Source organism: Actinomyces ihuae, from assembly GCF_001457875.1.
Taxonomy (GTDB): Bacteria; Actinomycetota; Actinomycetes; order Actinomycetales; family Actinomycetaceae; genus Pauljensenia; species Pauljensenia radingae_A.
Window position 1 is genome coordinate 179,351 of record NZ_CZPX01000005.1, and the last position, 22,502, is coordinate 201,852.

15 protein-coding genes are annotated in these 22,502 nt (G+C 53.1%); 6 read left to right on the top strand and 9 right to left on the bottom strand.

From position 1 onward, the window contains the following. Positions 1–116: 116 nt before the first annotated feature. Genes BN3002_RS05535 through BN3002_RS05545 form a run of 3 tightly spaced genes read right to left on the bottom strand, consistent with a single transcriptional unit; the run spans position 117 to position 5,433 of the window. Positions 117–2,162 (bottom strand): DUF6541 family protein, encoded by a 2,046-nt coding sequence (locus BN3002_RS05535; protein ID WP_058237040.1) that lies wholly within the window; start codon positions 2,160–2,162, stop codon positions 117–119. A 47-nt stretch (positions 2,163–2,209) separates the two neighbouring features. Continuing rightward, positions 2,210–4,090, bottom strand: coding sequence for a glycosyltransferase (locus BN3002_RS05540; protein ID WP_058237041.1), 1,881 nt, complete (start codon positions 4,088–4,090; stop codon positions 2,210–2,212). A 53-nt stretch (positions 4,091–4,143) separates the two neighbouring features. Continuing rightward, positions 4,144–5,433, bottom strand: a complete 1,290-nt coding sequence (locus BN3002_RS05545) for a nucleotide sugar dehydrogenase (protein WP_058237042.1) — start codon at positions 5,431–5,433, stop codon at positions 4,144–4,146. A gap of 98 nt (positions 5,434–5,531) precedes the next feature. Between BN3002_RS05545 and wecB the strand changes: the two genes are divergently transcribed. Genes wecB through BN3002_RS05560 form a run of 3 tightly spaced genes read left to right on the top strand, consistent with a single transcriptional unit; the run spans position 5,532 to position 8,986 of the window. Then, entirely contained in the window at positions 5,532–6,629 is a 1,098-nt protein-coding gene (gene wecB, locus BN3002_RS05550; RefSeq protein WP_058237043.1) for a non-hydrolyzing UDP-N-acetylglucosamine 2-epimerase, read from the top strand. After that, entirely contained in the window at positions 6,626–7,780 is a 1,155-nt protein-coding gene (locus BN3002_RS05555; protein WP_058237044.1) for a glycosyltransferase family 4 protein, read from the top strand. The genes wecB and BN3002_RS05555 overlap by 4 nt, the downstream gene beginning before the upstream one ends. Before the next feature lie 57 nt (positions 7,781–7,837). Beyond that, the gene (locus BN3002_RS05560; protein ID WP_058237045.1) at positions 7,838–8,986 is read left to right on the top strand and encodes a glycosyltransferase; all 1,149 of its coding nucleotides are present in this window, start codon (positions 7,838–7,840) and stop codon (positions 8,984–8,986) included. A gap of 25 nt (positions 8,987–9,011) precedes the next feature. On the opposite strand, the gene BN3002_RS11115 is transcribed toward BN3002_RS05560, so the two are convergent. Then, positions 9,012–10,271: a glycosyltransferase family protein gene (locus BN3002_RS11115; RefSeq protein WP_154955704.1), complete on the bottom strand. Its 1,260-nt coding sequence runs from the start codon at positions 10,269–10,271 to the stop codon at positions 9,012–9,014. Beyond that, positions 10,268–11,362, bottom strand: coding sequence for a glycosyltransferase family protein (locus BN3002_RS05570; RefSeq protein ID WP_257525478.1), 1,095 nt, complete (start codon positions 11,360–11,362; stop codon positions 10,268–10,270). The genes BN3002_RS11115 and BN3002_RS05570 overlap by 4 nt, the downstream gene beginning before the upstream one ends. Before the next feature lie 81 nt (positions 11,363–11,443). Here BN3002_RS05570 and BN3002_RS10745 point away from each other — a divergent pair, with 81 nt between their 5' ends. Next, positions 11,444–12,661 (top strand): glycosyltransferase, encoded by a 1,218-nt coding sequence (locus BN3002_RS10745; RefSeq protein ID WP_082628555.1) that lies wholly within the window; start codon positions 11,444–11,446, stop codon positions 12,659–12,661. Between the two features lie 2 nt (positions 12,662–12,663). On the opposite strand, the gene BN3002_RS05580 is transcribed toward BN3002_RS10745, so the two are convergent. Further along, positions 12,664–13,881, bottom strand: a complete 1,218-nt coding sequence (locus BN3002_RS05580) for a lipopolysaccharide biosynthesis protein (RefSeq protein WP_257525479.1) — start codon at positions 13,879–13,881, stop codon at positions 12,664–12,666. Positions 13,882–14,042: 161 nt separating this feature from the next. Further along, positions 14,043–15,515: a hypothetical protein gene (locus tag BN3002_RS05585; protein ID WP_058237048.1), complete on the bottom strand. Its 1,473-nt coding sequence runs from the start codon at positions 15,513–15,515 to the stop codon at positions 14,043–14,045. 254 nt (positions 15,516–15,769) lie between these two features. Between BN3002_RS05585 and BN3002_RS05590 the strand changes: the two genes are divergently transcribed. Both BN3002_RS05590 and BN3002_RS05595 read left to right on the top strand, forming a co-directional pair. Further along, positions 15,770–17,290: an asparagine synthase-related protein gene (locus BN3002_RS05590; protein WP_157843510.1), complete on the top strand. Its 1,521-nt coding sequence runs from the start codon at positions 15,770–15,772 to the stop codon at positions 17,288–17,290. Between the two features lie 36 nt (positions 17,291–17,326). Beyond that, positions 17,327–18,412, top strand: a complete 1,086-nt coding sequence (locus BN3002_RS05595; protein WP_058237050.1) for an acyltransferase family protein — start codon at positions 17,327–17,329, stop codon at positions 18,410–18,412. A 44-nt stretch (positions 18,413–18,456) separates the two neighbouring features. Here BN3002_RS05595 and BN3002_RS05600 read toward each other — a convergent pair whose 3' ends face one another. Together BN3002_RS05600 and BN3002_RS05605 are read right to left on the bottom strand one after the other, a co-directional pair. After that, positions 18,457–19,698, bottom strand: a complete 1,242-nt coding sequence (locus BN3002_RS05600) for a hypothetical protein (protein ID WP_058237051.1) — start codon at positions 19,696–19,698, stop codon at positions 18,457–18,459. 140 nt (positions 19,699–19,838) lie between these two features. Continuing rightward, entirely contained in the window at positions 19,839–22,394 is a 2,556-nt protein-coding gene (locus BN3002_RS05605) for an FG-GAP-like repeat-containing protein (RefSeq protein WP_058237052.1), read from the bottom strand. Between the last annotated feature and the right edge of the window lie 108 nt (positions 22,395–22,502).

Genomic DNA, 22,502 nt, shown 5'->3' on the forward strand with positions numbered 1-22,502 from the left:
TTAATCCTTAATTGGCGCGGTTGCCTACCGCAGGATGCACTTAGCTCTAAATGCTAGCGCCTTTCGGCTCTGATTTAAGGTAAGCCACCACAGACTACTCAATCGCACAGGCATCGTCATTTCTCCTCGCAAGGTGTGATCTTCCAGAGCGCCGCAGTTCCGCCTCGATCAACCAAGCGCATATGCCTCGTCAAGAATCGACCTTCGCGCAGTCCCACAGATAGTGGGCGCGTATCTGCTTCTTCCGGCCAATATGTCAACGAGTCGGTGTAATAGTACTGAATGTCGTGCGCATTCAGGACGCGACAGATTTCAGGATCTTCCAGCATGTCTGAGATGTTATAGGCGGCATCAAGCAGGTCAGGATCGTATGACCCGGTGATGTGGCGGAAAGTGACATCAACATTGGCAACCGCATACAACAAGGACGAACCATTCATCGGATCTCCGATTACCTCGGCATCCGGGGGGATTTCTTCCTTTATTCTCGCCATCATCGTTAATTCAGCATCAGAGACCAGAGAACTGTAGCCCTGTTGGTTCAGCTGCATATAGTTCAGGTACAGTTGGTGCGCTCCTACTGTGCGCCCGTATTTACCCGTTGGGACGTATAGGAGCCCGATCGTGACTCCGAAACAGGTCAGCAATAGCAGGGGACGCAGTGAGCGTCGCTTGTCGTCCGCTCCCAACGCACGCGCGCAGTGCCAGTGCACGACATGAATCACCGTCGCCAGCGCGACTATAGACACCGGCGCAGCTATGAGGGGAATTGCTGAGCCTATACGAGCAGGATCTGTGTACCACAGGCCCACGAGCTTCAGGCCCGGTTTCCACAGTACTGCAGCAATCAGATATAGGGCTACGATGGATGCCCAGGCCGGAAGGACCCATCCCTGTTTCTGACCAACGCAGACGAGAATCCCACCTATTGTCAGAATTCCCAGTAAAATTATCCCTTGCTGATTGCCGTGTATTTGATCGGGAAGCTGGGCGTCAATTAGCGCTCCCCTCAGCTCGCGCTGAAACTCTCCAAATGGTTTCAGACGTTCATATCCGGTAGTTGATCGCCAAAAACTTGTGCGTGTCAGGCCGAAGAGTCCTCCGGCGAGGACAAACGGCATGCTCCACGCTAAGATTTTCCAGCTTGCTCCCGCACGGACCCGGTTCTTTCCAAGCGCCGCCAGGTGTCCGATAAAGCGCCACACGACAAAGACAAAAGCGACGATGACGCCCGTCGGATGGGCGATGCCGATAGCACCAAGGCCCATCACCATAAGGACGAGCAGTGAGGCCCTACGTGAGCAGTGATTACGCAACATTTCAACAATGATGCTCGTTACCAAAGGGACAAGCACGTATGACAACGCAGTCGGCCACAGTGTTCCATATGAGATCAGACGTTCGGGAAAGGCCGTAAAGCAGCTCGCGACTATAGGTCCGATCGCCCATATCCACGTTCTGCGCTTACTCAGTGTTGCTGCAAGCATCGTTGCAGTGAAGGGCCATAGAAGCGCAGCGATGACCAGTGCAGAAACGTTTGCCGCAGCCACCACGTCTCCCGCTGTCCCTGGAACAGCCAATACTGCCCAGTCATGCCACCCCGCAGGATAAAAGACTGGTGTACCATCTGACGTCGCCACGGCACCGAGATGCAGAGTCGATGCGTCCCCTGTATCGAGGATCCACCGTAAGGCATTCAGGTGGAAAACAGCATCCCAAGTTTGTGGGGGGCGCGCCGGGTTGCCTATGGGAGCAATCACTCCGTAGGCGCTGACCAAGATGGCCAGCATACCGCCCAGAGAGTACGCCACGATATTCGCAGGTGGTGGAATTCGAATGCAGGCAGTCGAGCCAGATACTCGCGCGTGGTTCGCACTTCGTCGGCGACGTATGAGTTGTTGGGCTCCTCGCACAACGTATGCGCCTACGACCCACAGGAGTGTCCAGCTGATGTAAGTTCCCCATCCCCATGGACGAACAGCCCTTTGTGCCACGATCGCTCCCGTCCCCATGAGGAACACTGAGAGCAAGGGAGTGGCGATCAGGAAGATACGTCTCCGATATCCCATTGCCCATGCAAGCAAGGCGCCCGGAAACACGATCGCAATGAGTAAAAGAAGGAAGCCGGGGAAGACATGGATCCATGGTGACAAGTCAGTCATTCTGATACATCAACTTCCTTAGGCAGCAACGAACAGTTGGGCGAATTTCAGGCTTGCGGCTGGCTTAGCTGTCTCCATAGACGATATCCCGCCCGTCTCAAACCGGTTGGCACAATTCGGTAGGTTGCACGTATTGCAAGATTACGCACTAGCTGGCCTCGAGTCGTTATTCCGTGACTTCTTAGCCGACGCTGCAACTCGACCTCACTTTTCAGTAGCCGAAGTCCTCCGCGCCGCTGGTAGGCCCCCGCTCCCACCCGATACTTCACGAGGACGTCGGAAAGATTGGTAACTCGCGCACCGCTAGCAACCATCCGCGCGAAAAGCCAGTAATCCTCCATCAGGTCCAGATGCTGATAGCCACCAACTTCCTTCACTGCACTTGCACGGTAAACGACCGCGGGATGGTTGAACGGGTCATGAAAGGTAAAGGCGCTCACGATGTCATGCTGGTGAGTCGGCTGCCTTCTGATCATCCCAGTGCCATTTTCGTCTACTGAAAACTCCACGATCGCCGCTCCCACAATGTCAAATCCCTGCTCCATGACTGGCAGCTGGCGTGCAAATCGTTCAGGAACAGAGATATCGTCGGCATCGGCTCGGGCGACAATGTCGTATGAACAGTGCTGCAAACCCGCGTTCAAGGCTGCTGAAAGGCCTCTGTTACGCTCCAGTCTGATGACTTTGACCGGTATATCAGCGACGAGGTGTGGCGATCTGCCATGACGCGCAGAATCTAGGATCTCATCTATTTTCGGGCTCACGGGACCGTCGCACACAATGACGATCTCGTTAGCAGCAAGACTCTGGTCTGCACCTACAGACTGGAGAGCCCTCTGGAAATGTGCTGGATCGTCCTTGATGTATACAGGCAGGAGAACTGAGAATGGCAGTGTCTCATCTGACGCGGCGCCTTCCGCCACGAAAGTATCTGCCTGCTCCTGCTGTATACGCTCGCATAGGTCACTTGTCCCGTTTTGCCCCTGCCTGCTTGCTCGTCGATCCAACTGCGCTGCTTCACACGCCACTGGCGTATCCGAAAGCACATCGGCGGTAGAGGACGGCTCCTCGTTTGCCTGCTCCACGCCCTCTTTCAGGTAGTTCCACAGCTGAGTGCGATCAGGGGACGTGGCCAGCAAGCGTACCCAGCGCATCGTGGTCATCGCCATGAATGCGCACCGCTCGATCGGCCCAAAAGCCTGCGAACGTCCGAACGCCCACATCTTGTTTCGCACCTCGTTGACGAAGCGTGCGCCAGGGCTTGCCGTAGAGTTTCCAAAAGTTTTCGTGCGGTGTTCGACGCGCGCGGCATCAACATACAAGCCCACTCTGCGTCGAAGAAGACGCGCTGTGTACTCAAAATCGTCATTCCACAGGAAATATGCCGCTTCGGGCAAACCGTCTTCGCGGATCGCTCGCACGTCAAGCAGGATCGCCACAAAAGATGCCGTTCGAATCTGGTAGCTATCTGCCGCCTCAGCATGCTGATGCAGGACAGGTCTCAGGAAGGCGCGGCGACGCGGCTTGTTCATTGGATGCTCACGCCCATCGAACCATTCCGCCCGACACGCCATAACTGCAGGTTCGCCCGGATATTCTGCCCGTGCTTCCAAAAGTCGCTCGAGGGCGTCCACGTGTGGCACCGTGTCGTCATCCATAATCCACACAAAGTCAGCGCCTCGGGATACTGCTCGGGCAATGCCGGCAGCAAATCCTCCAGCGCCGCCGAAGTTCGAGGGAAGCGTGACGGTGTCTGTGACGGCCTCACTGCCTTGAATGGCCTGCGGTGTGTCATCCGTCGAGGCGTTGTCTACCACGATGATGTCGTCAAGCGGCCGGGACTGTTGGGCTAGCGCTCCAAGCGTTTCGCGTAGGAGCTCGGCTCTGTTCCAGGCAACAACGACGGCAGCAATTCGCGGGGCAGTCATAGCGCTCATCTTAGGCGAGGTAGGCGGATTCTCGGGGCACCTCGCCCAAGGCCTCATTCACCGATTACCATGCGTGGGGTTCCTGCCCATGTGGCAGGATCGGTCACCCGGCGGCCGTCGAACAGGAGGCGAATGCCGGGCAAGTCCTGAGCAGTCATGTCCTTGTACTCAGGATGGTCCGCCTGGATAATCGCAGCGTCGACCGGCTCACCCAGGTGGTAGGCGTCCCATCCGAAGTGTGCGAGTTCATCATCGGTGAACATCGGGTCATGGACCAGCACCTCAGCACCACGCTCACGCAGGGCGTCAACTGTGGCAAATACACCGGAAAATGCTGTCTCCTTGACTTTGCCGCGGTACGAGGCTCCCAACACAACAACTTTCAGATCTTTAAGGTCTCCGAGGACGCCCTCAACTCGCGAGACCACGTATTCAGGCATGCCCGCGTTGAACTGGCGAGCTGTGCGCACCACTGACGCGTCGGGGTCAGTGGACAGGTACAGGCGCGGGTAGACGGGAATGCAATGCCCGCCAACAGCGATTCCGGGCTGGTGGATGTGGCTGTATGGCTGTGAGTTGCATGCGTCGATGACACGCTTGACATCGATGTTGGCCTTGTCGGCGTATACGGCGAACTGGTTGGCAAGCCCGATGTTCACGTCACGGTAGGTCGTTTCTGCAAGCTTCGCCATTTCTGCAGCTTCGGCGCTGCCCATGTCCCACACACCGTTGGGGCGGGGAAGGTCGTCACGCTCATCGAAGTCGAGGACGGAGCGGTAGAACTCCATGCCTTTGTCAGTGCCTTCCTGGCTCAGACCACCTACCAGCTTCGGGTAGCGTCGCAGGTCGGAGAACACGCGGCCGGTCAGTACACGCTCAGGTGAAAAGACGAGGTGGAAGTCCTCCCCTTCTTTCAGGCCGGAAATCTCCTCGATCATCGGCTTCCAGCGTCCGCGGGTGGTGCCCACCGGCAAAGTCGTTTCATAAGATATCAGTGTGTCTTTGGTCAGGTGCTCGGCCAGCGAGCGTGTGGCCTGATCCATCCATCCGAAATCAGGTGCCCACGTCTCATCGTTGACAAACAGTGGAACAACTATGACGACTGCCTCCGCTTCTGGGATTGCTTCACCGTAGTCCGTGGTGGCGCGCAGTTTTCCGGCGGGTACAAGCTCAGCGAGTTTTTCAGCCAGGTGAGCCTCCCCCGGGAATGGTTCGCGTCCCTCGTTGACGGTTGCAACCGTTTTGTCATTGACATCAACGCCGATGACGTCGTGCCCTTTGCTTGCAAACTGGACGGCGAGCGGCAGCCCGATCTTTCCCATAGCCACAACTGCAATACGCATGAAAACTTCTTTCCATCTGTCAGCGATAACGCACACATTCTAACCGCTTCCACACGATCATCCCAGCATCTCAACGTCTCCACTGATAAAGTGCCCACATGCGCGTTGTTTCAGTTGTCGGGGCACGTCCCCAATTCGTCAAGTTGGCGCCGATTGCCCACGCTTTTGATAAAGCTGGGATCGATCACGTGATCGTCCACACGGGGCAGCACTATGACCCTATGCTTTCAGATGTCTTTTTCGAGGACCTCGGTATTCCCGCGCCTGACGTTCACCTGGGCGTGGGATCAGCTTCTCAAGGCGTGCAGACAGGGAAGATGCTGGCCGCCCTCGACGATGTGTTTACCGGCCATAATCCTGACTGGGTTCTTGTGTATGGAGACACAAATTCCACCTTGGCTGGGGCTTTGAGCGCTGTGAAGCTCCATATTCCAGTCGCACATCTGGAGGCGGGACTCCGCTCCTTCAACCGCGCGATGCCCGAAGAGATTAACCGCGTCATGACCGATCATGCCGCAGATCTGTTGCTGACGCCCACTGATGAAGGTGCCCGCCACCTTGCCGATGAAGGTTTGAAAGAGCGCACCGTCATTGTCGGAGACGTGATGACTGATGTCCTGCTCCAGATCCGCGACCAGGTGAAAGATCTGCCCTCCCCTGTCATGAACGAGCTTGGGTTAGCTGAAGGATCCTACTCGCTGGCCACGATTCACCGGGCAGAAAACACCAATGATCGCGATCGACTGCTGTCAGTGCTCGATTCCCTAGGAGACGTTGATCATCCCGTTGTGCTGCTTGCCCACCCCCGCCTTGTTGCCAAGTGCAAGGAGCATGGCATCGAATTGTCAAACGATCACCCGCGCGGGAACCTACTCGTTCATCCCCCGCTGGCATATCCCGACCTTATTGCCTCAGCGCTTCATGCACGTGGTGTGATCACTGATTCGGGTGGACTGCAAAAGGAAGCGTTCCTGCTGCGCGTTCCCTGCACGACGGTCCGCCCACAGACCGAGTGGGTGGAAACCGTACATCTTGGCTGGAACAAGTTGGTGGAGCCTGGTTCGGATCTGGCGGCGGCTGCTTCACGTTCTTATCCGGCCGAACCTGCTGAAGCTGATGCCCATCCATATGGTGATGGCCACGCTGCCGAGCGCGTGGCAGAAGTACTGTCAAACTGGGCAGGGCGCGTCAGGTGAGTCGCGTCGTTCTTGCCACCCGGGTCTTCGCCCCCGAGCCTGCGGCGGCCGCCCTTCGTCTGCGCGGGCTTGCGCATGCGCTGGCGATGGATGGGCACGACGTCACCGTCTTGACCTCGCGTTTTGGTTCCCTTCGCGGTTCGGTAACTGACGAAGGAGTCCTGATCAAACGCTTCCCTGTTCTGCGGGATTCTGCTGGCGCCGTGCGTGGCTATGCGCAGTACATGTCCTTTGACATTCCCCTGTTCTTCCGTCTTCTGACATGCCGCAGACCCGATGCTGTTGTGGTTGAGCCTCCTCCTACGACCGGGTCCGTCGCGCGTATCGCATGCAGTCTCCGGAGAATTCCCTACGTTTATTACGCGTGCGACATTTTGTCTGACGCTGCCGAAGCCGAACATATGAAGCCTCTAGTTGTCAGGGTCCTGCGCAGTATTGAGCGTTTTGCTCTCACAGGTGCAGAACGTGTCATTGCTGTGTCTGAGGGGGTTGCTCAGCGCGCTCGGGAGCTGGGGGCTGTCAATGTGAGCGTGGTGCCCAACGGCGTTCAAACGCAGGAGTTGCTTGACCGCACTCCCCTGCCCGACGGTTTTCCTCACGCTGGCGGCCCGGTTTACCTTTACGCAGGTACCGCCTCATCGCTGCAGTCTCCTGACGCCTTTATCAGGGCTTTTCCGCGCGTCAAAACCGTGTTTCCGAAGGCTGTTTTGGTCTTTCTTGGACAGGGAAACGCATGGGATGACCTGGTTGAACTGGGTCGAGCAGCATCCACGGACATTGTTTTCCATGAGCCTGTTCCTCCTGATCAGGCTCAGCGCTGGTACGCCAGCGCCGATGTTTCACTCGCATCGATTCGCCCGGGTGGTTATGACTATGCGTATCCCACCAAGATCCTTGTCTCTCTTGCTCAGGGAACACCTGTTGTCTATATCGGACAGGGACCTCCTGCCAACGACATTCGCAATTCCGGTTTAGGGCGTACCGCAGGCTTCAGCCCGGACGAAGTAGCTGACGCGATGATTCAGGCAGGAAATATGGCAATGCACCGCGAGGCAGGCGAGCGCGAGAGGCTGCGCCAGTGGGTCATCTCGCATCGTTCGCTGCCAGCGACATCCAGGCGCGCTGCACAGGTCGTTGCGCAAGCCTTTTAGGTTCACGGTATTTAGACAGAGCACCATGCCTTGTCAAAGGCAGAAAGAAGCGAGCACATGAGTCAGAAGCCACGTATTTTGTGTCTTTCGTTTTCTCCTCTTGCACGCGACGCACGCGTACTTCGCCAGCTGAGCGTACTTCAGGAATTCGGTGACGTCACAACCGTTGGATACGGGCCGACAACCCCGTATTCAACCGAGCACCTTGAGGTTCCTCAATCTGCTGCCTCTTTGCCTCAGACACCATCCGGTGTCGCCAAGCTTGCGCTTCACCGTCACTCTTCGGTCGACCTAGATGCTCCGGCCACGAAGGAAGCGTTGCGTCTTCTGGAAGGACATTCATTTGATGTTGTCGTGGCCAACGATGCACGGGCACTGCCTGCCGCGCTGACAGCGGCTCACGGCGCGCCGGTGTGGGCAGACTTGCATGAATGGGCACCGGAGGAACGCACTCAGATTCTCTCGTGGCGCCTGCTCGTTGCTCCCTGGATTGATCACATCTGCCGCACATGGCTTCCACAGGTGAGCGCAGCGACAACTGTCGGGGGGAGAATTGCCTCGTTGTACGAGCAGCACTATGGTATCCGGCCTCGTCTTATGAGGAATGCGGCGCCATGGGTCGATCTTTCCCCTAGCCCGGTTAACGACTCCGGTCCTATCAGACTGGTTCACTCAGGCGGCGCAGTTGCAGGCCGCGCGCTGGACACTGCAATTGACGCCGTGATTGAAGCCGGTGACAAATTCACGCTTGACCTGTATTTGGTGCCAGCGAATGATAAAGGTAAGTATTTACGGGAACTACAAGCCAAAGCCAGTGGATGCGATCGAATTACCTTTCATGACCCTGTTTCCCCTTCTGATTTGCCTTTTGTCTTGAACCAGTTCGATGTTGGTGTCTACTGGATCAAACCGATTACAACGAATGCCCGCCTAGCTTTGCCAAACAAATTCTTCGACTTCATTCAGGCGCGGCTTGCCTTGGCCGTCGGCCCTTCTGTAGAAATGACGGACGTAGTCAATAAATACGGTTTAGGAGTGTTATCTGGCGGCTTCGATATTCCGCAAATCGTAGAGTCTTTGCATTCACTTGATTCACAGCAGATACAAGCATTCAAACAGGCTAGCCACAAAGCTTCACATGCCTTGAGCTTTGAGAATGAAGCTGCGGTTGCTCGGACTATTATGGAAGAACTATTGGGCTCCTAGCTATCGGAGTCCCGAAGGAAAAGCTTTAGGCGGATATCCAATTTTCATATAGCGCACGCGCGCTCAGTTCACCATCGTGGACAAGCGCAAGATAGCGCTTATTTTCTTCGAGGATTGATTCACGCCTGTTCTTATCGCGAGCAAGAGTTGCAATGGTTTCTTCCAACGTGTCCGCTTGCGCCTCGACAATGGGGCATTTGATTCCGGTAGTTTTCTCGATATATGTGCGAAAGCGGGTATCAATATGCGCTATCGGAATGCATCCCGCTCCGATCGCTTCGAGCGACGTTGTTCCATAAATTCCCATCGTGATTTGTTCAACCAGAAGATCTGCACTTCCCAAGGCTACGGGCATCTCATTCCGAGGCACTGATTCGAGAAATCTACTCTCCACGATTCCTTTCGCATCAAGGCGCTCGAGCACGGGAACTATTTGTTCAGAGCCCTTCAACCAAGAGCGACTTGGAATATGTGCTACCTGCAGGAGGCTTCGTCTTTCGCTCGACGTTTTGTCTCCCATTCCGCTACTCTTTGATCCCCACTCGTCAGGGTTAATCGCGAGTGGGCACCAATGAGCCTGCGGAACATCGTCAAGCAGATCTGGCGTCGAAACGAAAACTGGTACTCCTAAACGCTCGATCAGCTGCCGGTTACGATCTGAACGTCGTTGGAGTAGTTGCGTCTTAGGGTCGTTTTCATCGAAAGGAGAGGAGTGGATTCGCCGCGCATGCGCGCGAGGATTTCGCGTATCAGAACCATGGGACAACACGGCGACAGAAACTCCCCGCGACTGTAAAGCTCGCACTTCTTTTTCAACGCTGAAGTTAAATAGTGGCCCGAAAAGAGGCTCCTCCGCCTCGACCAGCACATGCGTAAACTGTGAGACCTGTTCGAAATACTTGCGTGCCCAATCCTTTGAGAGCGTGAAAACGCCGTAGGGAATAACTCGATCGGATCGGAATGGTAACGCTCCAGGAAAGTCAACCATCACATTTTGTGCATTTATGTTCGGATAAGAACGTTCTAGAGCATGTGCCCACTGCCACGCCTGTTCCGCAAAGTTTACGGGCGCAATCAGTACTCGAATAGGCGCGTCGGGAATCGCAAGCGGGGATGGAAGCGGGTAGGGCTTGTATCCTTGAGCTCTGCGAATTACCGGATATAGGGGGCTACCCGGCCCTGCAAGCTTCATGACAGTATCAGCCACAGGCGCAGGTAGGGAAAATGCGGCGTCGTGGAGAAAATCAAGCAGGCGGGCACGAAATGATTGATTCATCTTTGTCACTTGCTTTCTGTCAAGACTTCGGCAACAGAGCGAGCACGGTCTCTCCACGTATTAGTCTGAGCCGCTATGCGAGCATTCCTCGCTTTCTGCTTAACGTCCTCAGGGTGAGCTTTCAAGAAAGTCAAGATCTGGGCAATATCAGCAATTCCGTAATTGACCTGCCAGCCTGCATCCAGTTTGTTGACGATCCGTGCGGCCTCGGTTCCAGCTGTCACGAGAACTGGTCGCCCTCGCGAAATATACTCGAACAGTTTCGCCGGCGCAGCAAACTTCCGGTAGTCACTCGGCTCAACAGCAAGAATGCCGATGTGAGTATCCGCATACAGCGGATCAAGTTCACTTGAATTCAAGTGATGCACATGAATCTGGTCGCTGCCCAATGAAGAGTCCTGAGCAAGGGCTGCCTTCCATTGTTCAGGCCTCGTCACTAGCTCCAGTTCAATACTTGGTTCTTGTTTAAGGGCTGCGAAGAGCGCATCAAGACGATAATGCCCGCCGAGCCCACCGACATAAAACAATCTCAGCGGACCTGTTGGAAGCGGCATTGTGCGTCCACTATCCCCTGCGGGTGGAAGAGCAGAAAACATTGCGTCGTTCGGCAGGTTGAGATAGGTTGCCATGCCTTCAGAGGGCAGGAAAAAATGCACATTATTGCGGAGGTATCCACGCATATCGAGTCGGTGAAAAAAAGGCGACAGCTTGCCAATGACAGTTTTTGCTGGGGCATGTGCAAATTTCCAGTAGATATCGCGGTAGAAAACACCCGATGGGATGCCGTGCCTGTGCACAAGACTCAAGATCGCATTATCAAGCATCGGCGCAAATCCTGACTTCACGCTCGTAGCGAATACATTGGGTTGCGTGGAGTTCTCGCTGTAGAGAAACTCCGGCTTCGTCCCCTGCCGAAGCTTCCTTCTCAACGCTGCCAGTTTTCTGCGCCTTTCGAGCGTCGTCCCTGACATGTCAATCACGTGGTAGCCGATTTCCGCGAAAGCCTGCCGCATCCGCAGGGGACGCAGACGCGAGGCTGCAGTGGGATTTGGCTCCATCGGATAGGGCGCATGAAAAATCATCGTCGGTGTGGAATGCACTTTGAGCCTCGCATCATCAGGAATTGGATGACACTATCCTACAGGGCGCCAGGATAGCTCGAAATCCTCTATGCTCAAAAGATGACAGGGTCCTCAGTCAGCTCGTTATCGTTTTCACCTCATGTGCTCCTTCTCCCATCGTGGTATCCGAGTGCCAGTTCTCCTTTGAATGGAACTTTCTTCCGCGAACAGGCCCAGATGCTGAAAAAAGCCGGCTTCACAGTTGGTATCATCGCACTCACGTCCCAGCAACCCTGGAAAGCGGCCGAGCCACTCAATTTCACTATCGAGGAGGGGATTGGCGTTGTCCGCGGTTCCGTCAGAAATATCCCCTCAGAAAAGCTGCCCGGTGAATTCTCCGTGATTGCACTTCAAGCGAAAAAGGCTTTTCAACTGTATGAGGCCCATTGCGGTAGACCAGCAATCGCGCACGCCCATTCAGTTTACCCAGGAATTTATCTCGCTGCTGCTGCGTCAAGACGTTGGTGTATTCCTTATTGCCTCACCGAGCACCGACCTTCGTCAATAAAACGAGCACATAACTCACCGCGTACCCGCGAAATTATGCGCCTTGTCAGAGCAGCCCAGGGACGCGCCACCGTGTCTCCACTCTTTGCAAAAAAGCTTGAATCGTATTATTCCACATCTCCTTGGACAGTCATCACTTTGCCTGTTCCTAATGACGCCCAGAGCGTTCCCATACCTTCCTATGTCTCCAGAAGTGACTTTATTTTCAGCCATGTCTCACATCTTGGCGACAACAAACGTCCAAAACTCACTATCCGAGCTTTCGCCCGGCTACGCAACACCATTCCGCATACACGACTTGTAGTAATAGGAGGAGGAGTATCAGGAGAAATAGCTCGCCTCAAAGCGTATTGCACAGATCTCGGCGTCGCGGATGCGGTTGACTTCCTCGGCTCTCGGCCCAGAAATGAAATCTTCAATCTGCTGTCACACACACATGCGTTTGTGCTTGCGAGCGCTGTCGAATCAGCCGGCGCAGTGTTCGCAGAGGCGCAGATGGTAGGCCTGCCCTGCATCGGAACCCGAACGTGGGGAGGACAATACATGATAGGGCCTTCGGAAGGCGTAACCGTTTCGATAGACGATGAAAGCGAGCTTGCACAAGCAATGCAGTTTGTCGCCTGTGATGCCCTCTACGGCAATCCACGCATTTTTGAGCCAGAACGAATCCGCAAACGGGCACGCGAGCGATTCAGCGAAACGACGTTTGCCACTTCATCAGGCAAATTCTACCGTGACAGTCTCGACTGCTTCCGCAGGCATATGTCTTAGACCTACGAGATAGAAGATTCACAAGCAGGCGGCTTCCTGTCAAAATCCACGGCGCATTTCCACGCTAGCAACAGCATCACACCCAGCATTAGTGCCATAAGCCCGCCAAGAGCAAATACGGTCGGGAGCAAAGCCAGCGGCGAGAACCACAACCACAATAAAGGAACAACACAGTACAAAACAGCAAAAATCAGCATTCGACGTTGATTTTCGGTAACGACAAATATGTTCGATATGGGAGAAGTCAGGACCGTCATATACAGCCATGGTGTAAGTGCTTGAGCAAAATAGCCAGCCTGATCCCACTGGGCGCCAAAAACGAATGGAAATAGCCATGGTGCCAGAACGAATAGCAAAGCAAATGGCCCAATTGCAGCAAACGCTGCTCGAATCAAAGTAAAACGTACAAGACCTGACATCTTCCCATGTTCAACAACTGCAAGCTTCTTGAGAAATACCTGCGAAACTGAGCCTGCGATAAGTCCAACGGGAACTTGCATAATGGCCCACGCTAGTTGAAATTGGCCAAGAGCGGCGACGGCCACTGAACCAATCAACAAATTAATCCCCATATTGCGAACCGAGTCTACAAGTACGTTTGGACCGTTTAACAAGGGCATCTTTCTATAGCGCCTCATTAGCGAAAGCATCGAAGGCGCATTATCCGGTATGGGTCCACGGAGCTCTGGAGTGCGGATCTTTATTGCGACAAACCCGACCAACTGACCCATGATCGTTCCCGTTATAAGACCGACCAGACCTCCCTTCCACAACAGTCCCATTATAAGTTGAAAGAAGACAATACTTGTCGACTGAAGAACCTGGTTGGAAGCAAGAGCTCCGAATCTCTCTTTTCGCGTCAACCAGTACTGAATATTCGTTATCTCTGCCACCAAGAAGACAGTCAAACCGGAAATCATTAGCCATTTCGATAATTCCTGGGATTGATGATACCTATCTTCAAGAAACTTCGAAAATATAATACAAAATAGTGAAGTCAAAAAAGAGGAGACCACTATCGAACGAGTTGCAATCTTTTTCAAAACACGAGCAACAGTATCTGATTTGGGCAACATCTGGGTAACATCAAATCTCAACGCTGCTACGGCGATAACGAAGGAGGTAATGGTTCCATATATTCCGAAAAGCCCTTTTTCGTAGTCAGTATAAATTCGATTGATAAAAATTTGAAATATAAAAATGACGATCTGGGAGATCATGGTTCCCGTCATCAGAGTCAAGATCGCAGATACCACTGGACTACGATTCTTCTCGCGCAGCAGCTTTTCATGTAGTCGATGCCAGATCCCCCGCAATTCTTTCACCTCCTCAGATAGAAGATTCTCTCGTTTTCACCGGCATTTCACCGTCCTAAGTTCTTCTAACGTGAGTGTCTTGAAACGTACCAACCGTACCCATAACAACTGAGATAGAATATTGGCCAATTGAGCCTCACTATTCTCTTGATATTAGACTCGGGTGTGAAGCCGAAAGAAAGAAGCTTCGGGTCTAGCTGCTGGAAGAGCGATTTATGGAGCTCCTTGCGGACGCGTTGCTTTCGCGGGATCTTGATCCATTCCAAGATAAGTTCTCGACAGTTTGACAGTGTAAGCATGTTCACACCACACATGCCATAGGTAATATCACTTTGAGTACCCCATCTACAGCAGTCCTGTTCCCAGGCTAAAACATCAAACACATCATTTCCACAATTTTGCCTCACGTCCCTAAGATAGAGTCCGAGTATCTGCAAGGCTGGTTTGCCGCTATTGTAAATACGGGAACGAACAAAGGATGGCGAAGCGAGTCTATCGGGAACGTTATTACCCGTAACACTTTTACCTATTTGGTCGATTATATTCCCGTTGAGAATCGCTCTATTACCGAATGTTTTTCTAATGGTAAGCGCTAGATTAAGCGAATAATCAGTTGCATCTCTACCGACAATTCTTTTATAATAGCTCTTTTCAGATTCCTCCATACGGGAGTCCATAACTATAGAGTGCGGCACGCCATAATATTCAGATATTACATGAGAAATCTTCAAATCCGGCGTTTCATCCGTGAATGAAGGATGCCGGAAGGTGAATGTTGCCGGGTTATCACCCAGTTCCTTCATAAAGGCAAAATTAATCCTACTGTCATATCCAGCAGTTAACGGACACAGCAAGTCATAATACCTATTATATTCTCGATATATATTCTTCATAAGAAGAAGCGTTTTCACTACGACCTCATCGAGAGCTGTCCGTCTGACCAGACCCGGGGTCCTCCACACACGTTCGGCATATTGTTGACGAACATAAAGTATATGATTCGGGAGAAGAATTCTGACATGGTCAAAGCTGGTCACATTGTTCGGAAGGGGCTGACCATCAGGAGCATTCGTTGTAATCTTCACCATCTGAGAATCCGAACGGTTGCTCACATAAGCACCTACCAGATTCTCTGACACACCACAGGCCACCACGGGATCCTCGTGAGTATAGAAGACGGACATACTGCATGTCGCGTCCCCCCAGACTACCTCTACGCCATCAACACTTAAGTAGACGACGTATTTGCCTGCGAGACGGTTACACAGCTCATATGCGTACTTGATTCCCGACTCGGCTGCAGCCTCGAGAATCATCTGCGGTATTTCGTCACGGGATCGCTCACCATGCGCATCAACACAAAAACCAATAACAACAGCCTGTGAGGACCCTTCCGCATTTGTGAATTCTCTGCTCTCAGTCTTCTCGGTTGTATTGAGAAATAGAGAACCAGCGAGCTCTTCCGACTGGGCAAAAGCTTCATCAGGCTCCTGGGTAATTGAGTAAGCAAAAACTGCGTCGCCTGGTATCTCCAGCATGAACTGTCCTCCTGCATATCTCACTGGCAAGTCCGCGAGTCTAGCAAGACAATACTCTATATTGTCTAACCAGTTTAGGTCCCGTCACACAGAACTGAAGCAGTACTTGTGGTTCTCTTCTGTATGATGTTGACTGCGATTCCTGCTCTTCCACATTCGCTCGTCGAAGGGAGCGTTTAATGAAGTTTTTCGATCTCAAACTGACATCCCCCCGGTGGGTCACAGACTCTTCAGGCAGGCTCCACGTCTGGTCAATGTCCAGCGATACGCAGCTCATCATGCAGATGTTATCCAGTGGCGTAAATGAAGACGTTTTGGCGAAACTTCCTGGCCACTGGACTATCGTCGATGAGCGAGAGGAAAACCCGATTATAGCCAGTGACCGGATTCGTTCCCATCCGCTTGCCTATGCATTTGTTAACGGAACGTGGTTAGTTACCGACGACTTCGAGGCTACTCGCACATTGAAATCACTCGAGCGGAATGACCAACAGGCTCGGATATTTGAGAGTACAGGCTTTTGTATCGGCCCTTACACTCTCGCAGAAAGCATTTGTTCAACTGAGGCCGCCCACTACGTCATCCTTAAGAAAGATGGGGAGAAAGAGTCTCGCCTTTACACGCGATATGCCTTCTCTCCAGACAGTGTTACCGATGCTGAAGAATTTAGTGACTTATTCAAGCATGCGCTCGATAGCAGCATAGGGCGCCTCCTCGACGTCGTCGGGGAAAGGCAACTTGTCATTCCTCTATCCGGAGGGCTCGACTCACGGCTTCTCGCATCCTACCTACGGTTGAAACATGTCGAAAATGTGATCGCATTTACGTACGGAAAAGATGACAGCGATGAAGTCAACATCTCGCATCTGGTTGCAAATGAATTAGGAATTGACTGGTTTGTGGTCCCCCTTGATACTTCAAAAGTCCACAAAGCTGTGACAGGATCTGATTTCGAGCACTTTCTCAGAAAAACCTGGAAAGGAACATCACTCCCACACATTCAAGATTGGTATCCACTTAGTGTTATTAAAGAAAACAAGCTCGTCGAGGACGATGCTGTTTTCCTGCCTGGCCATACGATTGTCGGCAATATGCACGACGAAAATCTTTGCGAAAAAGGGCATTCGTACAAAGAGATCTTGGCCGCAATAACTAAACACCACGCTAATCTTCAAGGCTGCTATCATGCCATTGGCCGCGATCCGGTTTGGCAAGCAGAACTTCAACGAGCAGCTTTAGAAATTGGTTCCAGAAATAATCCCCGAGCGACACAAGAGCTTATCGAATGGTTCAACCTCAGGGAAAGACAGGCTAAATATATCAATAATTCAATGTCGACGTACGAGTTCTTTGGCTATTCGTGGGCACTGCCGATGCTGGACCATGAATTTTGGATGCTATGGCTAAAGGGCGGATCGCACCTGACTCTTACCCGCGAATGGTATTCAAGATTTACCTCCCATCTTTATCAGGAAGCAACCGGCCGTGACGCACGGCTATTTCATCAGGCACCCATCCGACTGACACCCGCCATAAAGCGTCCCCTACAAGCCGTAGCAAAAGCTACGCGTGCCGACAACTTTATTGCCAAGTATCGTTCAGTCCGCATTATGATGAACCATCCTATGGCTTTCGAAGCTTATTCAAGTCTTTCACGCCTACAGCAGCTCCGCGCATATCTGTGCGGGAAAAAGCAAGTCGGGCTATGGGCAAAGGAATTCGTGGAAAAAGGGTGGTGTGGGCATGAGAATCTACTTCCGCCAGCCGACCAATAGATCTCGCTTCCTATTCTCAATCATAAGAAATTGCCGATGCATAAACGCCTTGATTCCCTGACCGGCTTACGATGGTGGGCAGCATTTGGCGTCTTCGCATACCATATGGCGAATCTGGCACCCCTTCGGCATCAGTCGCTCCTGAACGTGGGATATACGGGTGTTTCATTTTTCTTCGTTCTTTCCGGTTTCGTCCTCACTTGGTCAGCCGCGCCGTCAACGGGCATTCGACAATTCTGGTGGAGAAGATTCGCCAGGATATGGCCGGCCCATCTCGTGGCATTGATACCCTGTCTTTTCGTTTTCTATTCTTTTTCCACACCGCCTGATGATCAGTCCTGGGTCAAGCAGTTCTCACTTCCAGTCATTGCACTGTCAATCATCTTGCTCCAGGGGTTTTCCACCCAGCCTGCGGTACTGTTTTCAGGAAATCCCGCGGCTTGGACTCTTTCGTGTGAAGCATTCTTCTATTTCCTTCACCCCTTGGTGAATCCGAGCAGAACGATGAAAAAGAAAGCTTCCTCTGCCCTGTTGACGAGTGCCGTTGGGGTAGGCGTTGTCATGTGCCTGCTTCGTGCTTCAGGAGTTATGATTTCTCCTCCGTTGGAAAGACTCTGGGAATTCTTTCTCGGGATGACGCTCGCTCATCTTTTGCGCGCCGGCGTACGCTTTCATCTTCCTGCGTGGTCTACCTACGTCATGATTTCTGGCGTCATCGCCTTTTACTGGCTCCTGAATTCGCGATATCACGACCAATCAGGCCCTTTCATCAGCTCCTTAAGGACTTTCACTCCCGTCATCCTGGCACTCGCCTACACCGTAATGATTGGTATCTGCGCATCGGCGGACATCGAAGGGCACTATTCACCCCTGAGGCACCGGTTCCTCGTGACAGGCGGTGAATGGTCGTATGCTTTTTACCTCGTCCACGCTACTGTCCTCTATTCCTTCAAGAGCTTCACTGGACTCATTTCGTGGGGAGTGTGGACTATCCCTGTGTGGTGCGTCGTATTCATCATCGCGCTTGCTGCGGCCGGCGGACTCCACTTATTGATCGAAAAACCTCTAGAAAGGAGGCTTCGTAGGTGGGGCGATTCTCACCTTTCACCTAAGGCATTCTGAGCCGAGGCCGTTTGAAAACGGAAGTGCTTTCAGCAACCGACCATTCAGTCAATGGGCTTTTCAAGAGCCCATTGGACTAGCGGCGCGCCCGATTCTTTTCCAAATGAAGGAATCGCTGTCATCAAATGGCCTCCGCTGAAGGGAACAGAAAATCCCTCGTTAGCACCCAGGGCGGTAATACTATCGGTCATCAGGTCCCATCGATACATTTCAGAGCCGACATTTCCTGACCCATTGCCCCATACTGCGACTGAATCGTTCAACGATAACGCAATTCCATCGGACTTTTGATAGACCCACCCCGTGAAAGCATCCTTTTCACGATCGAAGCGCCCCAGCCAAGAACGCGCGGAGCATTGATCCTGGAAAACTATCACAATAAAGTGTTCGTCGCCCGCAAGCCACTGTACTTTGAAAAAGTCACCTGTCTGAATTTCAATATCGTGTCGGCTCGGCTTCGCCCAGTGAAGGGTGAATACGTCAGATTCTGACTCTGGTCCGTTCCCGGTCGTGTCACGAATCCATCCCACGTCTGTACCAATGGCAGCGGGCAAACGCCCCTGTTCGCGCGAGATGACAGTTCCAGGATTGTTCAAAGCGACCTGGAGGATTTGTTCCTCATATGCATTGTCCTGTCCATCGGCCGGAAGCACAGCTGGTACATACGCATATGTGCCATCGAAAGCAGGTGGAACCCATCCGGAGGCGACGGGAAGACTGCTCTGACCAGTCAGCGCCCATGATGAGAGCAATTCGGTCGCCATCTTCTGACCCGTCAGCGGCGCTCCCATCACACGCCACGCCATGGACCACGCGTTGGACGGCGTCCCGTCGAAAAGCTGTTCGGTCCATATCGCGTGGCCATGTGCGATTGTCCCTGCAAGAGGAGCCGGCGTGAGCGCGGTAGGCGGTTGCTCCGGCAGCAGTTTCGTCGACACAAATGGATAAAACTTCTTGCCTTCAATGATTCCTACATGAGTCGGACTGGAATGTTCAGCACGCGGCAGTACCTGCACAACCGCCAGAGCTTCGCCCCTTTCGCCCATGCCGATCATTTGCAGTGGAGATCCGCTGTCAATAGTCGACCCGACAGTCGTGCTTCGGAAGGGGGCGATTGCTTGCGAGGTCGTATCAATAATGACAGATTCCGTCGAGATCGGTTCGCCTAAGACAGCCAGCACTGCACGAGAAATATCAGCGGGTTCACGCGCCTGTCGTTCACACGTGCTGGGATCCCGCAGACCTCCTGCTGCGGGCAGGGATTGCGGCTCGCTTTGCTGAGCCACACCGGTATTCTCCTCAGGCGCGCCCGATTGGCCATGGTCGCTCTGGATACTCCCCGTAAAGGAACTTGTACATGCGCACAGCCCCGACATCGCAGCACACGTTAGTGCTCCAGCTACAAACTGCAGATGGGTACGGCGCATCAATACACCATTCCATGGCCGCCGCCGCCATAATTGCCGAGGAAATTCTCCGCAAAACGGTTAGCGTCAAAGTAATCAAAGTAACGCTGCGCGCTATATCCGGTAATAGCAGATCCAGGCCCTCCCGGATCAACAAACCCCACTGTCGCATTTGATTTGTGGTAGCGATACGCAACAATGATGTGCGAACTGGTCCCAGTGTGACCGTTATAGTGGGGGCCTCCATAACTCTCAATCGTGTCCACCAGAACCGGGCGCCCTGTCTGAAAACTGTCGAGAACCTTGCTTCTGAAATCCCACCCACTGGGGAATGTTGTCTGTCGGTAGGACTGAGTTCCCATCCATCGGTTCAGGCCGACAGATAACCGGTGGTGTTCCCACGATGTTCCCCCTGAGGCACCACTTCCTACTGCCGCGTAGCTTGAAGATGCGAGATTCCAAATCGATAAGCTGTGCGTCGCATAGCGAGATTGCTGGTAACCCAGGTAATTGAGAACCATGTACATCGACGTCGGCCCGCACGTTGATCCGTCAGGTTGTCCCTGCCACGAAATGGGATGCGTGAGCCACTGATCGGTTTCCTGTACCCGATGAGCATACGTCGGTTTCGGTAAGGGAATACTCCTGAAGGAGCGGTTAGTTCCTCTGTAGGTGAAAGAGTACAGGTGCAGGATCCCTCGCGTGTCCACAGCAACAAGCTCCTTGGATGAATGCGAGGTATTTCCAACAAGAAGTGGCGACATACTCTGCCATCCCCACCCTATGAGTCGTGGTGGTTCGAAGCGTCCGCTCTGGCTCTGCTGAAGAACGTACAGGTGACCATTGTCATCACGGGAGATGAGATCTGAACGACCCGAGCTATTCCAGTCATCTGCAGAAAAAGCATGAGAGAGCAGGTCATCGACTTTTCCGAGGTTGCGTGGCGGCAGGAACGTTCCTTGGCCATTTGTCGAATAGAGCATGAGACTTTGATCAGAGTCCAATGCGTAGATAGCCGGGTGGTGATTCGGCCCATTGCGTAGCAACCAAACTTTCGCGAAGCTGCCCCACCCCTGACCAACGTAGTACGGCGCAAGGAATCCACCGCGTGCATCGCCAGGATACAGTCGCAGCCTTCCATCTGGCATGCGGGCTAATATATCGCTGCGATTGTCCCCATTAAAGTCAATTCCTGTGTAAATGTCTCGAACTGCATTCCACCCCTGACCAATAACGCGCGGACTGCCAAAGCGAGTAGATGAGTTCATGGGATAGAAAGTCAGCTGACCATTCGAATTAACCAAAGCGAAATCTGCATGGCCATTCCCATCAAAATCGCCCATCGAATACACCCTTGACTGCGGCCAGCCCACTCCGATCATTTCGTGGGTCGACAAGCTAATGTCGTACCACACGTCGTCAGGTCCAGGAGATTCAGGTGCTGGATGCGACGGCTCCGAATCACTTGATCCACTCAAGCCTGCAACCTTCACAGAATAAAGAAGGCCGCGAGCATCGGCAATATCGATACTCCCCTCACCACCGCCCGCATAACCGTTGGACTGGGCGAAAACAGGTGCCTCGAAAGAGGTTTTCAACGAAGCGTACGACGAATAAGCCAGTCCATCGGTCGTCGCATGCATATTAATATCACCATCTGATGACAGGCAAATAATCGATGAATGACCCGTGTCGAAAAGATCGCTCGCCGGGAATGGCGCGCAATGATGATTCGGGAAACTCCCGGGACGAGGCGCTTTCCACGTTCCTTTACCATCTGTTCCGTATACGCTCATCTGGTTATCTCTGAAAGCGAGAACTGCTGCATTGCCACCTGGACCACGCTGAATCGCAATCAACCGATCAAAAATAGCCCAACCCTGTCCAACCTGTCTGGATGCCTTGAAGGATCCTGATCCCGACCCCGGGTACAAAACAAGCGCCCCATTGGGGTGAACGCCCAGCACATCTGTGTGGCCATCACCATCAAAGTCGATGCCAGCCATCACATGCGGCAGTGTTGCCCATCCTTGGCCGACACGTTGACGTGGTTGAAAGGTTGTGGGAGAGGAACGCGGATACAGCCACAGCGTTCCGTCACCCGTGACAAGAAACAGGTCGCCGCTTCCGCTGGCGTCAAAATTCCCGGCGTTGTATATGTCCCCGACAGTCCAGCCGTTGCCGATGACTTCTGTTGACTGGACGGACACGATGCCGCCGTCATGTGATCTCACAGAAGTCTGGGGCGAAAAGTCGTCAGGTGGATCTTGCGGTTGAGAGGAATCTTCTTCGCGAGCACTGGTCTCTTCTTCAAGCCCGCTGCCTTCAGGATCTTTCCACTCATCAGCTTGGCCAGTATTCCCAGCCTCCTCAGGAGCTCCTTCTACCGCACCAGTATGTGCTGGATCCTCAGAAGAAGATGTCGACCTGTCTTCTTCGGTCGATGTTCCTTGGCTTCCTGCCGTCTGGTCGTCTCCCAAGTAGTCGCTATCCGTTGCGAGAGCGGCGACGGGCATACTCGCAGCCGCAAGAGAAAGGAAAACAGCGGCACTGAAATAACGAGCGATTTCTATCATTCCACCTCATATCATCAACGTGCTCATAGCATTCTAATATGCACATATTGGCGGTTCTTCAGGTCACTCAGGGCAAGTCCCCCACATAAAGGACAGCCAAATGTCACA

Bases quoted from the DNA above. Each gene is read 5' to 3' on its own strand.
- BN3002_RS05535 (WP_058237040.1), bottom strand. From the start codon at position 2,162: ATGACTGACTTGTCACCATGGATCCATGTCTTCCCCGGCTTCCTTCTT.
- BN3002_RS05540 (WP_058237041.1), bottom strand. From the start codon at position 4,090: ATGACTGCCCCGCGAATTGCTGCCGTCGTTGTTGCCTGGAACAGAGCC.
- BN3002_RS05545 (WP_058237042.1), bottom strand. From the start codon at position 5,433: ATGCGTATTGCAGTTGTGGCTATGGGAAAGATCGGGCTGCCGCTCGCC.
- wecB (WP_058237043.1), top strand. From the start codon at position 5,532: ATGCGCGTTGTTTCAGTTGTCGGGGCACGTCCCCAATTCGTCAAGTTG.
- BN3002_RS05560 (WP_058237045.1), top strand. From the start codon at position 7,838: ATGAGTCAGAAGCCACGTATTTTGTGTCTTTCGTTTTCTCCTCTTGCA.
- BN3002_RS10745 (WP_082628555.1), top strand. From the start codon at position 11,444: ATGACAGGGTCCTCAGTCAGCTCGTTATCGTTTTCACCTCATGTGCTC.
- BN3002_RS05580 (WP_257525479.1), bottom strand. From the start codon at position 13,881: ATGATCTCCCAGATCGTCATTTTTATATTTCAAATTTTTATCAATCGA.
- BN3002_RS05585 (WP_058237048.1), bottom strand. From the start codon at position 15,515: ATGCTGGAGATACCAGGCGACGCAGTTTTTGCTTACTCAATTACCCAG.
- BN3002_RS05590 (WP_157843510.1), top strand. From the start codon at position 15,770: ATGTCCAGCGATACGCAGCTCATCATGCAGATGTTATCCAGTGGCGTA.
- BN3002_RS05595 (WP_058237050.1), top strand. From the start codon at position 17,327: ATGCATAAACGCCTTGATTCCCTGACCGGCTTACGATGGTGGGCAGCA.
- BN3002_RS05605 (WP_058237052.1), bottom strand. From the start codon at position 22,394: ATGATAGAAATCGCTCGTTATTTCAGTGCCGCTGTTTTCCTTTCTCTT.